Annotated in this window: 18 protein-coding genes; 13 read left to right on the top strand and 5 right to left on the bottom strand. The window is 67.2% G+C overall.

The genetic code is table 11. From position 1 onward, the window contains the following. The first annotated feature begins 409 nt into the window (after positions 1-409). The 7 genes from IB236_RS11580 to IB236_RS11610 all read left to right on the top strand — a co-directional run bounded on the left by IB236_RS11580 (position 410) and on the right by IB236_RS11610 (position 7,543). Entirely contained in the window at positions 410-1,363 is a 954-nt protein-coding gene (locus IB236_RS11580) for a sugar ABC transporter substrate-binding protein (protein ID WP_192420842.1), read from the top strand. An 86-nt stretch (positions 1,364-1,449) separates the two neighbouring features. Continuing rightward, positions 1,450-3,111 (top strand): sugar ABC transporter ATP-binding protein, encoded by a 1,662-nt coding sequence (locus IB236_RS11585; protein ID WP_192420844.1) that lies wholly within the window; start codon positions 1,450-1,452, stop codon positions 3,109-3,111. Continuing rightward, a complete protein-coding gene (locus IB236_RS11590) occupies positions 3,108-4,100 on the top strand; it encodes an ABC transporter permease (RefSeq protein ID WP_192420846.1) in 993 nt (330 codons plus the stop codon). The genes IB236_RS11585 and IB236_RS11590 overlap by 4 nt, the downstream gene beginning before the upstream one ends. 35 nt (positions 4,101-4,135) lie before the next feature. Beyond that, on the top strand, positions 4,136-5,158 hold the full coding sequence (locus IB236_RS11595) for a LacI family DNA-binding transcriptional regulator (RefSeq protein WP_192420848.1): 1,023 nt from the start codon (positions 4,136-4,138) through the stop codon (positions 5,156-5,158). Then, positions 5,155-6,099, top strand: a complete 945-nt coding sequence (gene rbsK, locus IB236_RS11600) for a ribokinase (protein WP_192420850.1) — start codon at positions 5,155-5,157, stop codon at positions 6,097-6,099. Before IB236_RS11595 ends, rbsK begins: the two co-directional genes overlap by 4 nt. Beyond that, positions 6,096-6,485, top strand: coding sequence for a D-ribose pyranase (rbsD, locus tag IB236_RS11605; RefSeq protein WP_192420859.1), 390 nt, complete (start codon positions 6,096-6,098; stop codon positions 6,483-6,485). Before rbsK ends, rbsD begins: the two co-directional genes overlap by 4 nt. 125 nt (positions 6,486-6,610) lie before the next feature. Continuing rightward, on the top strand, positions 6,611-7,543 hold the full coding sequence (locus tag IB236_RS11610) for an MBL fold metallo-hydrolase (protein WP_056059526.1): 933 nt from the start codon (positions 6,611-6,613) through the stop codon (positions 7,541-7,543). Positions 7,544-7,639: 96 nt separating this feature from the next. Here IB236_RS11610 and IB236_RS11615 read toward each other — a convergent pair whose 3' ends face one another. After that, positions 7,640-8,227, bottom strand: coding sequence for a DUF4124 domain-containing protein (locus IB236_RS11615; protein WP_192420861.1), 588 nt, complete (start codon positions 8,225-8,227; stop codon positions 7,640-7,642). Positions 8,228-8,349: 122 nt separating this feature from the next. Next, entirely contained in the window at positions 8,350-10,335 is a 1,986-nt protein-coding gene (locus IB236_RS11620) for a lytic transglycosylase domain-containing protein (protein WP_056059529.1), read from the bottom strand. A 14-nt stretch (positions 10,336-10,349) separates the two neighbouring features. Here IB236_RS11620 and IB236_RS11625 point away from each other — a divergent pair, with 14 nt between their 5' ends. The 3 genes from IB236_RS11625 (at position 10,350) to IB236_RS11635 (ending at position 12,064) form a co-directional block, all read left to right on the top strand. Further along, the gene (locus tag IB236_RS11625; protein WP_056059531.1) at positions 10,350-10,922 is read left to right on the top strand and encodes a 5-formyltetrahydrofolate cyclo-ligase; all 573 of its coding nucleotides are present in this window, start codon (positions 10,350-10,352) and stop codon (positions 10,920-10,922) included. Positions 10,923-11,054: 132 nt separating this feature from the next. Beyond that, positions 11,055-11,747, top strand: coding sequence for a glutathione S-transferase family protein (locus IB236_RS11630; protein WP_192420863.1), 693 nt, complete (start codon positions 11,055-11,057; stop codon positions 11,745-11,747). An 8-nt stretch (positions 11,748-11,755) separates the two neighbouring features. Continuing rightward, on the top strand, positions 11,756-12,064 hold the full coding sequence (locus tag IB236_RS11635) for an NIPSNAP family protein (protein WP_192420865.1): 309 nt from the start codon (positions 11,756-11,758) through the stop codon (positions 12,062-12,064). Positions 12,065-12,087: 23 nt separating this feature from the next. On the opposite strand, the gene IB236_RS11640 is transcribed toward IB236_RS11635, so the two are convergent. Beyond that, entirely contained in the window at positions 12,088-12,543 is a 456-nt protein-coding gene (locus IB236_RS11640; RefSeq protein ID WP_192420867.1) for a hypothetical protein, read from the bottom strand. Between the two features lie 39 nt (positions 12,544-12,582). Here IB236_RS11640 and IB236_RS11645 point away from each other — a divergent pair, with 39 nt between their 5' ends. Both IB236_RS11645 and IB236_RS11650 read left to right on the top strand, forming a co-directional pair. Then, the gene (locus IB236_RS11645; protein ID WP_192420869.1) at positions 12,583-13,842 is read left to right on the top strand and encodes a multifunctional CCA addition/repair protein; all 1,260 of its coding nucleotides are present in this window, start codon (positions 12,583-12,585) and stop codon (positions 13,840-13,842) included. Between the two features lie 108 nt (positions 13,843-13,950). Continuing rightward, entirely contained in the window at positions 13,951-14,409 is a 459-nt protein-coding gene (locus IB236_RS11650; RefSeq protein WP_121941887.1) for a GNAT family N-acetyltransferase, read from the top strand. A gap of 21 nt (positions 14,410-14,430) precedes the next feature. Here the strand turns inward: IB236_RS11650 and IB236_RS11655 are convergent, their stop codons facing one another. Together IB236_RS11655 and IB236_RS11660 are read right to left on the bottom strand one after the other, a co-directional pair. Further along, positions 14,431-15,072, bottom strand: a complete 642-nt coding sequence (locus tag IB236_RS11655) for a DUF1109 domain-containing protein (protein WP_099731337.1) — start codon at positions 15,070-15,072, stop codon at positions 14,431-14,433. Then, the gene (locus tag IB236_RS11660) at positions 15,069-15,614 is read right to left on the bottom strand and encodes a sigma-70 family RNA polymerase sigma factor (protein ID WP_192420871.1); all 546 of its coding nucleotides are present in this window, start codon (positions 15,612-15,614) and stop codon (positions 15,069-15,071) included. Before IB236_RS11660 ends, IB236_RS11655 begins: the two co-directional genes overlap by 4 nt. A 212-nt stretch (positions 15,615-15,826) precedes the next feature. On the opposite strand from IB236_RS11660, the gene IB236_RS11665 reads away from it, so the two are divergent. Beyond that, positions 15,827-16,120, top strand: coding sequence for a DUF2282 domain-containing protein (locus IB236_RS11665; RefSeq protein ID WP_056059544.1), 294 nt, complete (start codon positions 15,827-15,829; stop codon positions 16,118-16,120).

Here is a 16,120-nt window from a genome sequence, read left to right on the forward strand (position 1 = left end):
CTTCGGCGCCCTTTTTCTTGGGCGTAAACCCTGCAGATCGCCCCACTGCGCCGGTAGTCCAATGTCTGCATCTTCGGGTTTTTACTGATTAGCAAACGTTTGCGCAAACGTTTGCTTTCGTTATCATCCCGTTCGCGACAAGGCACCGGGCATCCGTAGCCGCTCCTTTTTGGGGGCGCTGCCGGGGATTTCCCTCCACGCTGTCGGTCGCCTTAGGGCGACGCTGGATAAGTCTCCGCGATGCGGCGGGCCCTGGATCGGCATGGACTGCAAGGCGCAAACCAGAGTGATAGCCGTAGCTATCGCGAGGATTTGCAACGCTGCAGACCGTCTGAGCCATGGATGCGCCGGGCGCGAGAGGCTTGTTCAGCGTTGCCTTTGTCCACATTCCAACCTGGAGACAACACCCATGCAGTTCACCCGCCGTTCCGTTCAGACCGCCGCCGCCCTCGCCGTTGTGGGCAGCCTGCTGGCCAGCCCTGCCTTCGCGCAGGACAAGCCGAAGATCGCGCTCATCATGAAGTCGCTGGCCAACGAGTTCTTCCGCACCATGGAAGACGGCGCCAAGGCGCACCAGAAGGCCCACGCCAAGGAATACACGCTGGTGGCCAACGGCATCAAGAACGAGACCGATACGGCAGCCCAGATCAAGATGATCGAACAGGCCGTGGCGCAGAAGGTCAGCGCCATCGTGCTGGCCCCCGCCGACTCCAAGGCGCTGGTGCCCGTGGTCAAGTCCGCCATCGACAAGGGCATCCTCGTGGTCAACATCGACAACCAGCTCGATGCCGATGCGCTGAAGGAAAAGAACATCACCGTGCCCTTCGTGGGCCCGGACAACCGTGCTGGCGCCAAGCTGGTGGGCGACCACCTGGCCAAGACACTGAAGGCCGGTGACAAGGTCAGCATCATCGAAGGCGTGTCCACCACCTTCAATGCGCAGCAGCGCACCCTGGGCTACCAGGACGCCATGAAGGCCGCCAACATCACCGTGGTGGGCGTGCAGTCCGGCAACTGGGAGATCGAAAAAGGCAACACGGTAGCCGCCGGCATGATGCGCGAGCACCCTGACCTGGTGGCCCTGCTGGCTGGCAACGACAGCATGGCCCTGGGCGCCGTGGCCGCCGTGAAGGCCGCCGGCAAGACCGGCAAGGTGCAGGTGGTGGGCTACGACAACATCGGCGCCATCAAGCCCATGCTGGCCGACGGCCGCGTGCTGGCCACCGCCGACCAGTACGCCGCCAAGCAGGCCGTGTTCGGCATCGAACTGGCACAGAAGGCCCTGGCCGCCAAGACGCCGCAGAACCAGCTGCCCGCCACGGTGAAGACGGATGTGGTGCTGGTGACGAAAGACAGCAAGTAAATCCGAGAGCGGCGAACAAGGCCCTTCTGGCGTTGTTCGCCGCTCAACAGATAAACACCGCCCTGCAGCCGCCCACTTCAAGCCCCATGCCCAGTCGCTCGCCCGCTCCTCAGTCCCCGCCCCTGCTCGCCATCCAGGCCGTGGGCAAGGACTACACCGCCACCGTGCTCGACGGCGTGAACGTGGAGCTGTTTGCGGGCGAGGTGCTGGCGCTGACTGGGGAGAACGGCGCGGGCAAGAGCACGCTGTCCAAGATCCTCTGCGGGCTGGAGCAGCCCACGCGCGGCGGCATGCAGCTGGCGGGGCAGGCCTACGCCCCCACGTCGCGCCGCGATGCCGAGCGCCACGGCGTGCGCATGGTGATGCAGGAGCTGGGCCTGGTGCCCACGCTCACCGTGGCCGAGAACTTGTTGATGGGCCGCCTGCCGCACCGGCTGGGCTGGCTGCAGCGCGATGTGCTGCACGCCGCCGCCCGTGCGCAGCTGGCCAAGATCGGGCTCGACACCATCGACCCCGCCACCCCGGTCTCGCAGCTGGGGATCGGCCAGCAGCAGATGGTGGAGATTGCGCGCAACCTGCAGGACGATACACGCATCCTGGTGCTCGACGAGCCCACGGCCATGCTCACGCCGCGCGAGACCAATTACCTGTTCGAGCAGATCGCGCACCTCACCGCGCGCGGCGTAGCCATCATCTACGTGTCGCACCGGCTCGAAGAACTGCGCCGCATTGCCGACCGCGTGGCCGTGCTGCGCGACGGCCGCCTGGTGGACGTTCGCCCCATGGCGGGCATGAACGAAGACGACCTGGTGCAGCGCATGGTGGGCCGCGTGGTCAGCGACCTGGACCACCGCCCGCGCCGCCCCGTCGGCCCGGTGGTGATGAGCGCTGAAAACCTGGGCCGGGGCACCGCAGTGCAGGACGTGAGCCTGGAGCTGCGCGCGGGCGAGATCTTCGGCATTGCCGGGCTGGTTGGATCGGGCCGCACCGAGCTGGTCCGCCTGCTGTTCGGCGCGGACCGGGCAGACCGCGGCAGCGTGACGCTGCACCCATCTTTTGAGCAAAAACAACCGCAAGCGCTAGTGAATCATGCGCCAGCAGCTACACAAAACATAGCAAATTCACCCACACTAGCACCCACCGCCCCCCGCACCTGGCAGCGGGGTTTCGCGTCGCCGCTGCAGGCCATCGCCGCCGGTGTGGGCCTGGTCACCGAAGACCGCAAATCCCAGGGCCTGCTGCTCACGCAGCCCATCCGCATCAACGCCACGCTGTCCGACCTGTCGGCCGTGTCGCGCGGCGGCTGGCTGCAGCGCGGGCTCGAAAGCCGCCTGGTGCAGGGCTTTGTGCGTACGCTGGGCATCCGCTGCCGCAGCCCCGAGCAGCCCGTGGGGCAGCTGTCGGGCGGCAACCAGCAAAAGGTGGTGTTTGCCCGCTGGCTGCACCGCGAAGGCCGCGTGCTGCTGCTGGATGAACCCACGCGCGGCGTGGACGTGGGCGCACGCGCCGAGCTGTATGGCGAGCTGGATCGCATGGCCCTGGAAGGCCGCGCGCTGCTCATGGTGTCGTCCGACCTGCGCGAACTCATGGCCATGGCCGACCGCATCGGCGTGATGAGCGCGGGCCGCCTGGTGGCCGTGTTCGAGCGCGGCGAGTGGTCCGAGCAATCGCTGCTGGCGGCCGCGTTCTCCGAGCCCGGCGGGCGCACCAGCACCACCCCTTCAACTTCTTCTCCTGTGACCGCATGAACGCCCCCACCCCATCTGCCGCGCCCGCTGCGGCGCCTTCCTCCGCTTCGGTCTGGCGCAGCCAGCTGGGCACCTACCTGGGCCTGCTGGCCGTTTTGGCGGGCATGGTGGCACTGTTCTCGTCGCTGTCCGAATATTTCTGGAGCGCCGAGACCTTCATCACCATCGCCAACGAAATCCCGGCCCTGGCCGTGATGGCGGTGGGCATGACCTTTGTGCTCATCATTGCGGGCATCGATTTGTCGGTAGGCTCGGTGATGGCGCTGGCCGCCGCCACCTCGGCCGCTGCCATCCTGCAGTGGGGCTGGACGGTGCCCGCCGCCGCTGCGCTGGCCCTTGCCACGGGGCTGGTGTGCGGCACCATCACGGGCACCATTTCGGTCGCATGGCGGCTGCCCTCGTTCATCGTGTCGCTGGGCATGCTCGAAGCCGTGCGCGGCAGCGCCTATGTGGTGACCGACTCGCGCACGCAGTACGTGGGCGATGCGATCTCGTGGCTGTCGGCACCGTTTTTTGGCGGCATCTCGTTCGCGTTCTTGCTGGCCGTGGTGCTGGTGGTCGTGGCACAGCTGGTGCTGTCGCGCACGGTGTTTGGCCGCTGCGTGGTGGGCATTGGCACCAATGAAGAAGCCATGCGCCTGGCCGGTGTGGACCCGCGCCCCATCCGCGTCATCGTGTTTGCCATGACCGGCCTGCTGGCGGGCCTGGCGGGCCTGATGCAGTCGGCACGGTTGGAAGCCGCCGACCCCAACGCCGGAACCGGCATGGAGCTGCAGGTGATTGCGGCGGTGGTGATTGGCGGCACCAGCCTGATGGGCGGGCGCGGCTCGGTGGTGAACACCGCGTTTGGCGTGCTCATCATCGCGGTGCTGGAGGCAGGCCTGGCCCAGGTGGGCGCCAGCGAGCCCAGCAAGCGCATCATCACGGGTTTTGTGATCGTGGCGGCCGTCATTGTGGACACGCTGCGCCAGCGCCGCGCCGCCCGCTGAACCTGTTTCAACACACCGATTTTTCTTCTTCCTGCATGGCTACTATCAAGGACGTTGCGCGCCACGCTGAGGTGTCGGTCACCACGGTGTCGCACGTTGTCAACGGCACGCGCCGCGTGAGCCCCGAGGGGCGCGAGCGCGTGGAGGCCGCCATCCGCGCCCTGGGCTATGTGCCCAGCGCCATCGCGCGCAGCCTCAAGAGCAACAACACGCGCACGCTGGGCATGCTGATCCCCAACAGCTCCAACCCCTACTTTGCCGAGATCGTGCACAGCGTGGAAGACCGCTGCTTTGGCGCGGGCTACAACGTCATCCTGTGCAACACCAACGACGAGGCGCACCGCCAGGGCACCTACCTGCAGGTGCTGGCCGAGCGGCGCATTGACGGGCTGATCGTGGTCTCTACCGGGCACGACGCCACGCTGGCCACGCAGCTGGCGGGCCTGTCCATCCCCACCGTGCTGGTGGACCGCGAAATCGACATCGCCGAACAACAACCCTGCGACCTGGTGGAAACTGCCCACATGCAGGGCGGCCTGCTGGCCACGCGCCACCTGCTGTCGCTGGGCCACCGCCGCATTGCCTGCATTGGCGGCCCCGACGGCATTGCCCCCAGCGAGCAGCGCATTGCCGGCTGGCGCACGGCGCTGGCCGATGCGGGCTGCGGCGCGGGTGAGGGCCTGCTCTGGCATGGCAACTTCACCAGCCAAGGCGGCTACGAAGCCATGCACGCGGTGCTGCGCGCGCCCGAGGCGCCCACTGCCGTCTTCGTGTGTAACGACCTCATGGCCATGGGCGCGCTGTGCGCCGCGCACGAACGCGACCTGCGCGTGCCCGAGGCACTGTCCATCGTCGGCTTTGACGACATCGAACTCACTGCCTTTACCAGCCCGCCCCTCACCACCGTGGCCCAGCCCAAGCAGCGCATCGGCGCACTGGCCGTGGACATGCTGCTGGAGCGCATCGACGGCAAGCGCCAAGACGCGCGCAAAGTGATGCTGCAGCCCGAGCTGCGCGTGCGCGCCTCCACGGCCCATGCGCCCGGAGGTGCGGCATGAGCCCGACCCACACGCCCCGCATCGCCGTCGTCGGCAGCCTGAATATGGACCTGGTGCTGCAGGTGCAACATGCGCCCGGCCCCGGCGAAACCGTGCTGGCCGACGCCCTGCACCTGTTGCCCGGCGGCAAGGGCGGTAACCAGGCCGTGGCCTGTGCGCGCCAGGGCGCCCGGGTGGCCTTGTTCGGCCGCGTGGGCGACGACGGCTACGGCCACACGCTGCGCGCCGGGCTCGAAGCCGACAGCATCGACCACAGCGGCGTGCAGACCGACACCGACACCACCACCGGCGTGGCCGCCATCACGGTGGAAGCGACAGGGCAGAACCGCATCGTGGTCGTGCCCGGCGCCAATGGACGTTTCGTGCTGGACGCTGCCGCGCTGGGCGCTGCGCTGCACGGCGCAGGCGGCCTGGTGCTGCAGTTCGAAACCCCCCTGCCCCAGGTACTGGCCGCCGCCGAGATGGCCCATGCGGCGGGCTGCCCGGTGGTGCTGAACCCCTCGCCCATCCAGCCCCTGCCCGATGCGATGTGGCCGCTGGTGCACACGCTGGTGGTGAACGAGGTGGAAGCTGCCGCGCTGGCGGGCCAGAGCGTGGCCACGCCCACTGATGCCGCGCAGGCGGCACAGGCGCTGCGCGCCAAGGGCCCCGCCCAGGTGGTGGTGACCCTGGGCGCTGCGGGCGCCGTGGCCGCCGATGCGGCAGGCAACCGCTACCACCCCGGCCTGCTCGTGAAAGCCGTGGACACCACGGCCGCTGGTGACACTTTCCTGGGGGCACTGGCCGTGGCGCTGGCACGCGGCGAGGCGCTCGATGCCGCCGTGCGCGAAGGCATCCGAGCATCGGCGCTGTGCGTCACCCAGCCGGGCGCCCAGCCCTCCATCCCCACCCGCGCCGCCGTGGCGCGCAGCCCCCAACCGCCCGCCTGGAGCCCCCTGTGAAACGCACCGCCCTGCTGCACGCCGAACTCTCCCACGCCATCGCCACCCTGGGCCACGGCGACATGCTGGTGATTGGCGACGTGGGCCTGCCCATTCCGCCCGGCCCGCGCCGCATCGACCTGGCCCTCACGCCCGGCATCCCGGCCGTGGCCGATGTGCTGCGGGTGGTGCTGGAAGAAATGCAGGTCGAGAAAGCCGTGATCGCCACCGAAGCCATGGAGCGCAACAGTGGCCAGTTGCCCACGTGGTGCCAGCTTCCGGTAGTCCCTGGCACCGTATCGCACGAGGAGTTCAAGCGCCTGACCCAGCAGGCCCGCGTGATGGTGCGCACCGGCGAATGCACGCCGTATGCCAATGTGATCCTGGTGGCGGGCGTGACGTTCTGACACAGCCTGGGCGGCCAGGCTGCGGGTTTTGGAGGACTTCGGGCAGGTGCGACCTGCGGTACGCTGGGCAGCAGCCCACGGCGCGGCGTTAAAGCCCGCCACCGAAGCCCCGAATTCCTGCACCCATGCCCACCACAGCGCCCCACGATCTCCTGCCCCCTGAAATCACCGTTCTCGAACGCGGCTGGCTGTCGGCCAACAACATCCTCTTCATCGGCCAGCACGACACAGCCATCGTGGACACCGGCTATTGCAGCCATGCCGAGCAAACCGTGGAGCTGGTGCGCGATGCTCTCGCGGGCCGCAGGCTGGACCGCCTGCTCAACACCCACCTGCACAGCGACCACTGCGGCGGCAATGCCGCGCTGCAAAAGGCCTGGCCCGGCGTGCTCACGGCCATACCGCCCGGCCAGGCCGACCATGTGCGCCAGTGGGATGCCTACGCGCTGAGCTACACCCCCACAGGGCAGGAGTGCCCACCCTTTCGGGCCGACACGCTGCTGGTGCCGGGCTCGTGCGTGCTGCTGGGCGACAAGCCCTGGCAGGTGCATGCCGCGCCGGGGCACGACCCGCACTCGGTGGTGCTGTTCGAACCCCAGGGCCGCGTGCTGATCTCGGCCGATGCGCTGTGGGAAAACGGCTTTGGCGTGGTGTTCCCGGAGCTGGAGGGCGACGATGCCTTCGCCCAGGTGGGGGCCACGCTGGACCTGATTGAAACGCTGTCGCCCCAGGTCGTGATCCCGGGCCACGGGCCGGTGTTTGCCGATGCGCCCCGCGCCATCGACGGCGCCCGCCGCCGCCTGGACGGCTTTGTGCACAACCCAGGCAAGCACGCGCTTTATGCGGCCAAGGTGCTACTCAAGTACAAGCTGCTCGAATGGCAGCAGATCGGGATTGCCGACCTCACGGCCTGGGCGCAGGCCACGCCGTATTTCGGCATGCTGCGTGCACGGCACTTTGCAGCGCAGACCGAGGCCGAATGGCTGCAGAGCCTGGCAGATGAACTGGTGCGGTCAGGCGCCGCGGCGCGTCAGGGCGAGGTGCTGCACAACGTGTGAGGCCTGGCGCCTCGGCATCACTGGGTGCCGGTGCGTGCCCTGACGGAGGGACCCCGCCGCTGGCGCAAAGCGCCTGGGCGGATCAGCACAACGCCGTCAGTGTTTGTATTGCTTGTCGCAGCCCGTCACGTGGTTCTTGCTGCTGGACATGCACTGGTAGAACGACTTCTTGTTGCCCGAGGCGCCCTGACAGTCCGACACGCTGTACTTGCCCTTGGCCTCGCGGATTTTGGGGGCGGCGGAATCAAACGCTGCCTGCGTCATGTAGCCATCGCGCACGTTCTTCTGGCCCACCTCCAGCATCAGGTCGGCCTGGTAGTGGATGTTGTCCACGGCCACGGCGCAGTTCAGGGGTGCCTGCTGGCTGTCCACGGTGCCCAGCGATTTCTTGAGCCCTTCGCCAAACTCCTCCACGTCCTTGGAGACCTTTTTGGTGCCATCGGGGTTGTACTGCTGGCCCGCCTTGGCGCTGGCGCCCTTGTTGCCGGATGAGGTGCTGCCGCCACTGGAGCCGTTGTTGCTTTGCAGCTTCAGCGGCTCGGCGTCCTGTTTGGCGGGCGGGGGCTGCGAGCCATAGTGGGTCTTGCCATCGGCATCCACCCACTTGTACACGGGTTGCGCCTGAGCACCCGCGCCCCACGCCCACACTGCGGCCACACAGGCCATCCATGCCAGTTTGCCCATCACACCCTCTCTCTTTTAATTAAAACCCACTGAAGCGCCAGTTGAACATGCGCCTTCAGCTCCTCTATTTATAGCAAACCTACTACCCCTCACTGCCTGTCAGCTCGGTGAGCGAAAGAGCCTCAGGGCAAGTCCTTGTTCACCTCGGGCAGGTTCGCGTCGCGGGGGCCAATGGTGCCCAGGCGGCTCTTGAGCGACTGAGGCAGGCCGGTGAGGATGGCTGCGTAGTTGGTGGTGTTGGAAAGCACCTTCTTCACGTAGTCGCGCGTCTCGGCAAAGGGCACGTTCTCGGCCCAGATGGCGGCGTCCAGCACCGGGCCGTTGCGCCAGCTGCGCGGGCGGCCAGGGCCCGCGTTGTAGGCGGCCGCGGCCATGGGCATGGAGCCCGCGAAGTCGTCCAGCGCCAGCTTGAGGTAGGCCGTGCCGATGGTGATGTTGGTGTCGCGGTCGGTGATCTGGTCGGGCGTGAAGTTGGTGAGGCCAATCTTCTTGGCCGTCCAACGGGCCGTGGCGGGCATCACTTGCATGAGGCCCGAGGCCCCGACATGCGAGCGGGCATCCATCACAAAACGGCTTTCCTGGCGGATGAGGCCGTACACATAGGCCGGGTCGATGCCGATGCCTTGGGCACGCTCCACCACGGTGCTGCGAAACGGCATGGGAAAGCGCTGCGTGACGTCCACCACGCCCTTGGTGCGTTCGCTGGTGTTGATGCAGCGGTCCCACACCTCGCGCTGGCAGGCGAAGTCGGCGGCGGCCAGCAGTTCGCGGTCGGGCATGCCGCCGCTCTGGTGCAGGTTGGTGGTGTAGTTCCACTCGCGCACGCCTTCGCTGCGAAGACCCAGCAGGATGGCGTACAGGGCGCGGTTGAGCCCCGGGTTGGCGCGGGCGGCAGCCTTTTCTTCGGCGGTGAGGGGCGCGGGAGCGGGGGGTGTGGTGATGCGCTGGCCCAGCTCTTCGAGCGCCAGCTGCTCATAGAAGCCGCGCGTTCCGGCAATGCCTTCGAGCAGTTGCCGGGCTTCGGCGCGTTCGGCATCGCTCACGCGGCCCGCCAGCAGCGAGCGTGCCTTCCAGTACACCCAGGTGCTGTCCTGACGGCCTTCAGGGCCCATGGCATCCACCGCCTTGCCCACGGCCTTCCACTGGCCGGCGCGCAAGGCGGCACGCACCTTCCAGCCCAGCAGGTCGTCGTTGAGGTCGCTGTCCTTGGTCACATTGGCGAAGTAGCCGTGGGCGTTGCTCGCCAGTTTCTGCGCAGCGGTCTTGCCGATCACGCCCCAGGCCCAGTTGCGCTCTTCGGCCGAGAGGTGCACGCCCCATTTGTTCTCCAGCTGGTAGGCCGCGCCGTCCGGGTCGCTGGTGGCCAGCTTCAACAGGGCGAGCAGCACCAACTCTTGCCGGGCCTTGCCGGCCGCCGTGGCGCGCGAGAGCAGGTATTTGCTGGGCGCATCGAGCACATCCTTGAGCTGCGGCAGCGATTCGGGCGAAACGATCTCGACCGCCGAGCGCACCACGCGGGGGCGGTTGGCCTCCACGCCCAGGCGGGCCTTGCGCCACACGTCCAGGGCCGAGAGCTTCTTGTAGCCATACAGCTCGCGCGCGGCGTGGGTGCAGCCATCGTCGGCGTCGCGGATCGCATACCAGTTGCTGCGCACGTCCTCGGCCACGGTGGCCGGTGCCGTGCCCTTGATCTGGTCGATCAGCAGCGCGTAGCAGCGCACTTCGCGGTCGTCCGACATGCGGTAGCTGGGGTGTTGGTCGGCAAACTGGCCCCAGTCGCGCCGCTGGCCCAGCAGCAGCAGCCAGTCGTTGCGCAGGCGGTCTTCCTGGTAGGTGCCGGCGTAGCGCTGCATGAAGGCCTGAATCTCCTGTGACGAGGCCTCGCCCAGACGCACGCGCAGCTCCCAGTAGGCGGCCCAGGGCTCGAGCGCATGGCCGCGTGCCGCTGGCAGCAGCTGCGCGAGCTTGTTGCGGTCGCCCTTGCGGAACGCCTGCTGCATCTCCAGCAGGGTATCGTCACCACGGTTTTGCGCCATGACAAGGGGCGCGGTGGCGGCCAGCAGGGTGGCGGCCACAAGGGGTGTCAGAATCGCTCTGAGAAATTGCATGGGGGAATTATCTGATGGACAAAGCAGCCCTTCGGCGCACATTGATAGAAGAACGCCTCAACCTGCCCGACCGCCTACAGCGGGCCGACCTGTTACAGCAGGTGATGCGCATCTGGCTGGTGAATCGGCCGGATACGGTGATCGGCGCCTACTGGCCCATCAAGGGCGAGTTCGACCCCCTGCCCGCCCTGCACCGCTGGAAGGAAGATGGCGAACTGCTGGACGAACCCCTGCGCCGCCGCATCGGCCTGCCGGTGGTCAACAAGCAGCACAAGACCCTCACCTTCCACGCCTGGTACCCCGGCTGCCCCATGGAAGAAGACGCCTATGGCATCCCCAAGCCCAAGGACACCGAGGTCATCGTGCCCACGCTGCTGTTTGTGCCCTGCGTGGGCTACGCACCGGGTGGCTACCGGCTGGGCTATGGCGGCGGCTTTTACGACCGCACGCTGGCGACGCTGCAGCCCAAGCCGTTCACCGTGGGCCTGGGCTTCACCCATGGCTACCTGGACGACTTTGAGCCCGAGGAGTTCGACCTGCCACTCGACGCCATCCTGAACGACAACGGCGTGGTCTGGCCCATCTGATCCCCGGCCAGGCAGACCTGCACGATGGCCTGTGATGCCGGCAGCGCATCATTCAGGCCAGTTTTTGGCATCGCTGACGCGCCCGGCAGCCGCTAGCATGGCGGGCTGACCTCTTCATCTCAGGTGCCCAACATGCTCAAGCTCTACATCGGCAACAAGAACTACTCGTCCTGGTCCATGCGCCCCTGGGTGCTGCTCAAGCAGGCGGGCATCGTCTTTGAAGAAGTGCGCGTGCGCTTTGACAGCTTTGACGCGCAGTCGGAATTCAAGCGCACCATCGGGGCCGTGAGCCCCACGGCCAAAGTGCCCGTGCTGGTGGACGGCGACATGGTGGTGTGGGACACCCTGGCGATTGCGGAGTACGTGGCCGAAACCCACTCCGACAAAAAGCTCTGGCCCACCGACGCCAAGGCCCGCGCACGCGCCCGCAGCGTCTGCGCCGAGATGCACAGCGGTTTCACCGCCCTGCGCAGCCACTGCCCCATGAACATCGAAGCAAACCTTGCCGACACCGGCGCCCTGATCTGGCGCGACCAGGCCGGCGTGCGCGCCGACGTGCAGCGCCTGGTGGAGATGTGGAGTGCGCTGCTGCATGAGCACGGCGGTCCGCTGCTGTTTGGCGAATTCACCGTGGCCGACGCCTACTTTGCGCCCGTCTGCATGCGCCTGTATACCTACGCTCTGCCCGTGCCTGAGACCATCCAGGCCTATGTGGATCGCGTGCGCGCCCTGCCCGGCGTGCAGGCATGGATCGACGAAGCTCTGGCCGAGAAGGACTTCCTGGACTTCGAAGAGCCCTACCGCCTGCGCCATACCGAAGGCTGAGCACCACCATGGCCGTCACCATCTACCTGCGCTATGTGCTCAACACCAGCAAGCTGAAAGAGTTTGAGCACTACGGAAAGCTGTGGATTCCGCTGGTCGAGAAATTCGGCGGCCAACACCACGGCTACTTCATGCCCAGCGAGGGCGCCAACAACATCGCGCTGGCGCTGTTCACGTTCGAGAGCCTCGCAGCCTACGAGCGCTACCGCGAGGCGTCGATGCAGGATGCGGACTGCCAGGCGGCCTTCCGCTATGCCGAAGACACGGGGTGCATCGTGAGTTATGAGCGGAGTTTTTTCCGCCCCGTGTTCCGATGAACCGGCGGGGCCGTGCAGCCCCGTTACCGGAACTGCTTGCGCAAGAACGCCTTGTGCCGCGCGATGTGCGCCAACTGGGCGGGGGCGATGGTGCCGCCCAGGTCTTCGTCCTCGGTGTTGAGCACCTGGTTCGCGTAGGCCATGGCGCGGGCCACCACCTCTTCCTCGCTCACGCCCTGGGTGGATGCAAGGTCCATCGCCACGCGGCGCATGGCGCGCTGCGACAGCATCCACATCGCGCCGAATGAATCCCATGCGGCCGCCACCTCCTTGAACTTGTCGTGTTCAGCCAGGATGTCGTTGAGCGGCTTGGCCAGGATCTCCTGCAGCGCCTCCACCTGGGCCTTCAGGGCCTCGAACTCCGCCTCGCGCTGCAGGGCCTCGGCGGCCGCGTTGGCAGCGGCGTCGGGCGCCTGGGGCACGGGCACGCTGCCGTCGGGGTTGAGCTGGGCAATGGTGAGGTCGGACGATAGGGACATGGTGGCGGGACTATACGACCCTCGTCCTAAACTACGCCGATGCAAATCTACATGGTGGGCGGCGCCGTCCGCGACAAGCTGCTGGGCCGACCGGTGAATGACCACGACTGGGTGGTGGTGGGCGCGACGCCGGAGCAGATGCTGGCGCAAGGCTACCTGCCCGTGGGGCGCGACTTCCCCGTCTTTTTGCACCCCGAAACACGGGAGGAATACGCGCTGGCCCGCACCGAGCGCAAGAGCGGGCGCGGCTACCGGGGCTTTGTGGTGCAGAGCTCGCCCGATGTGACACTGGAGGAAGACCTCTCGCGCCGCGATCTCACTATCAATTCAATAGCATCCAACACAGATGAATCCGGCGCCACCCGCCTTTTTGATCCCTACCACGGCGAAAAAGACCTCCGTGCGCGTGTGCTGCGCCATGTGACCGACGCCTTCCGCGAAGACCCGGTACGCATCCTGCGCGTGGCGCGGTTTGCTGCGCGCTTCACCGACTTCACGGTGGCGCCCGAGACGATGCAGCTGATGCGCGAGATGGTCGCGCATGGCGACGTGGACCACCTGGTGGCAGAGCGCGTGTGGCAAGAGCTGGCGCGCGGGCTGATGGAAGCACAACCCTCGCGCATGTTCGAGGTGCTGCGCGAGTGTGGCGCGCTGGCCGTGCTGCTGCCCGAGGTGGAGCGCCTGTGGGGCGTGCCCCAGCGGGCCGAGTACCACCCCGAGGTGGACACCGGCGAGCACCTGATGATGGTGCTGGACATGGCTGCGCGGCTGCAGGCGCCACTCACCGTGCGCTTTGCCTGCCTGGCGCACGACCTGGGTAAGGGCACCACGGCCGCCGATGTACTGCCGCGCCACATCGGGCATGAGGAGCGCAGTGCCGAGCTGCTGAAAGACGTGGCCGAGCGCCTGCGCGTGCCCGTGGACTGCCGCGAGACCGCCGAAGTGGTGGCGCGCGAACACGGGCACATCCACCGCAGCGCCGACCTGTCTGCCGCTGCCCTGGTGCGCCTGCTGGAGCGCTGCGACGCCATCCGCAAGCCCGAGCGGTTTGCCGAGGTGCTGTTGGCCTGCGAGTGCGATGCGCGCGGGCGGCTGGGGTTTGAAGAGTCCGCGTATCCACAGCGCCCCCGCCTGCTGGCCGTGCTGGCCGCCGTCCAATCGGTCGTCACGCGCGAGATTGCGGCCCAGGCCGCCGCCAAGGGCCAGAGCGGCCCGCAGGTGGGTGCGCTGATCCACCAGGCACGGGTCGAGGCGGTGGCGCAGTGGCTGCACACCCAGGCGCACGGCGCTACCACCTGACCGCGTGCGCTGCGTCGCCAAGATCGGTCCAACCCTCCCTACAATCCGCGTCCGCTCGCACCCTGGGAAGGGTGCGCCTCTTGGCTATTTTGCGATCACGACGCCGCTATGACCTCTGTGCACATCCGCCCCGCCACCCCGGCAGACGCCGACACCATCGCGCCGCTGTTGGATGCCTACCGGCAGTTCTACGAACAGGCACCAGACCTGGCCGGAGCGCGGGCCTTCATTGCAGAGCGGTTGGAGCGCGAAGAGTCCGTGATCTTGCTTGCGATGGATGGGGCACAGGCAGCGGTGGGCTTTTGCCAGCTCTACCCCACGTTCTGCTCGGTGGAGGCAGCGCCCATCTACACGCTGTACGACCTGTTCGTGGCGCCCGCAGCGCGCAAGACAGGGGCCGGGCGCAGCTTGCTGCTGGCGGCAGAAGCGACGGCCCGCGCCCATGGCAAGGTGCGCATGGACCTGACCACGGCCCATACCAACACCACGGCGCAAAAGCTCTACGAATCGCTGGGCTGGACGCTGGACACAGTGTTCCGCGCCTACAACAAGCGTGTCAGCGCCTGAAGCTCCATTCCCCCACCAGCGCTACCAGCGCAGCAGACGCGGCCCCAGCACAGCCCCCAGAGCAGTCGGGATGGCCATGCCCGCCAGATACCACACCGCCAAAAACGGGGTGGCCATCTCGGGGCAATGCAGGGCATACACCAGCGCCCCCAGCGCGCCTGCCAGCAAGCCAGCGCCCGCTCCTGCCCACGCCAGCCGCGTGGGCGCAGCGCCCTTGAGCGCCCAGAAGCCCCCAACGAACGCAGGAACCGACAGCAAGGCGATATTGAAGGGACAAGTCCGCCAGGTGCTGCCCAGAATCAGCGGCACACGCTCCGCCGCAGGCACCTGCCACAGAGCCCCCAGGGCCATGGCCCACAGCACCAGCGGCGGCACCGCCAGCCACAGGGCTGCGAGGCCCAGCGGCATGCCCGGGCGGGCCATGCGGCGCAGCAGCGCCAGGCCAGCGGCTGCCAGGGCGGCCGCAAACACCAGCTTGCCCCAGAACATGGGCAACGCCATGGTCGCCAGCAGGTCAGGGCGCAGACCGAACAGGGCCAGCATCAGCCCCCCGGCACCGGCAATGCCCACAGCGCTGGCGACAGCAAACCGTCGTTCAATAGCGACGGGCTGCACCGGCCGGTCATCGGTGGCCAGCAGGTGGATCAATTCATCGGTTTTCATGACATTCCCCTGATCTTGGCGGCCAGGGCCTTGAGCCCCCGGTGCACGCCGACTTTGACGGCCGACTCCGACAACCCCGTGAGGCGCGCCGTCTCGACCACCGACAACCCTTCCAGCTTCACATACTCAATGGGCAGCCGCTGCTTGTCTGGCAGCGTGCGCAACAGTTGCCCCAGGTCTCGACGGGCTTCGGCAGCCTCGCTGTCGCTGGTGGCAAACAACTCGTCGGCATCGTCCAGCGGGTCGTTGCGGCCCTCCTTCACGGCATGCGAGCGCAGCCAGTCGATGAGCTTGTAGCGCGCAATCGCATGCGCCCAGGCGGTCACCGGCATCTCGGGCCGGTAGGTGTGGCGCTGGTTGTGCACGGCCAGCAGCGTCTCCTGCACCAGGTCTTCCACCTCATCGGGCCGCTGCGCCAGGCGGCGGCGCAGGAAGGCGCGCAGGTGGGCGCTCAGCTCCTTCAAAAAACGCTGGTAAGCGGCTGCATCGGCATCCAGCCCCTGCATCAGCAAGCCGCGCAGGCGCTCTTCCACTATCTCCATGGTGTCTCCCTGCAAGGAATTCGTATGCCGGGGCCAATGGGTTACAGGCAACACAAAAAATATTTGCGCAACGCCGCCACGATTTTTTGAGCAGTGCTGTAACCCGCCTGCTGCACAGCCCGAATTACAACGCAGATCGGGCCACTCAATGCGACCTCAGTGCCGCCACCCGGTCGGATTCAACCTTTATCCAACCCTCGGAGAACCGTACCATGACCACTCGCACCCTCAGCCTCGGCGCCCTCGCACTTGTTGCCCTGACCTCTGGCGCCGCAATGGCCCAAACCAACGCCGCCCCCATGGACGGCGCCAAGCCTGCCATGGAGAAGTGCTACGGCGTCTCGATGGCTGGCAAGAACGACTGCGCTGCAGGTCCCGGCACCACCTGCGCGGGCACGTCCAAGATGGACTACCAGGGCAACGCCTGGAAGTTTGTACCCGCAGGCACCTGCACCACCATCAAGACGCCCAAAGGCATGGGCATGCTGACGCCCATGAAGAGCTGA

Origin of the sequence: Acidovorax sp. ACV02, assembly GCF_014851475.1 — a bacterium.
Taxonomy (GTDB): domain Bacteria; phylum Pseudomonadota; class Gammaproteobacteria; order Burkholderiales; family Burkholderiaceae_C; genus Acidovorax; species Acidovorax delafieldii.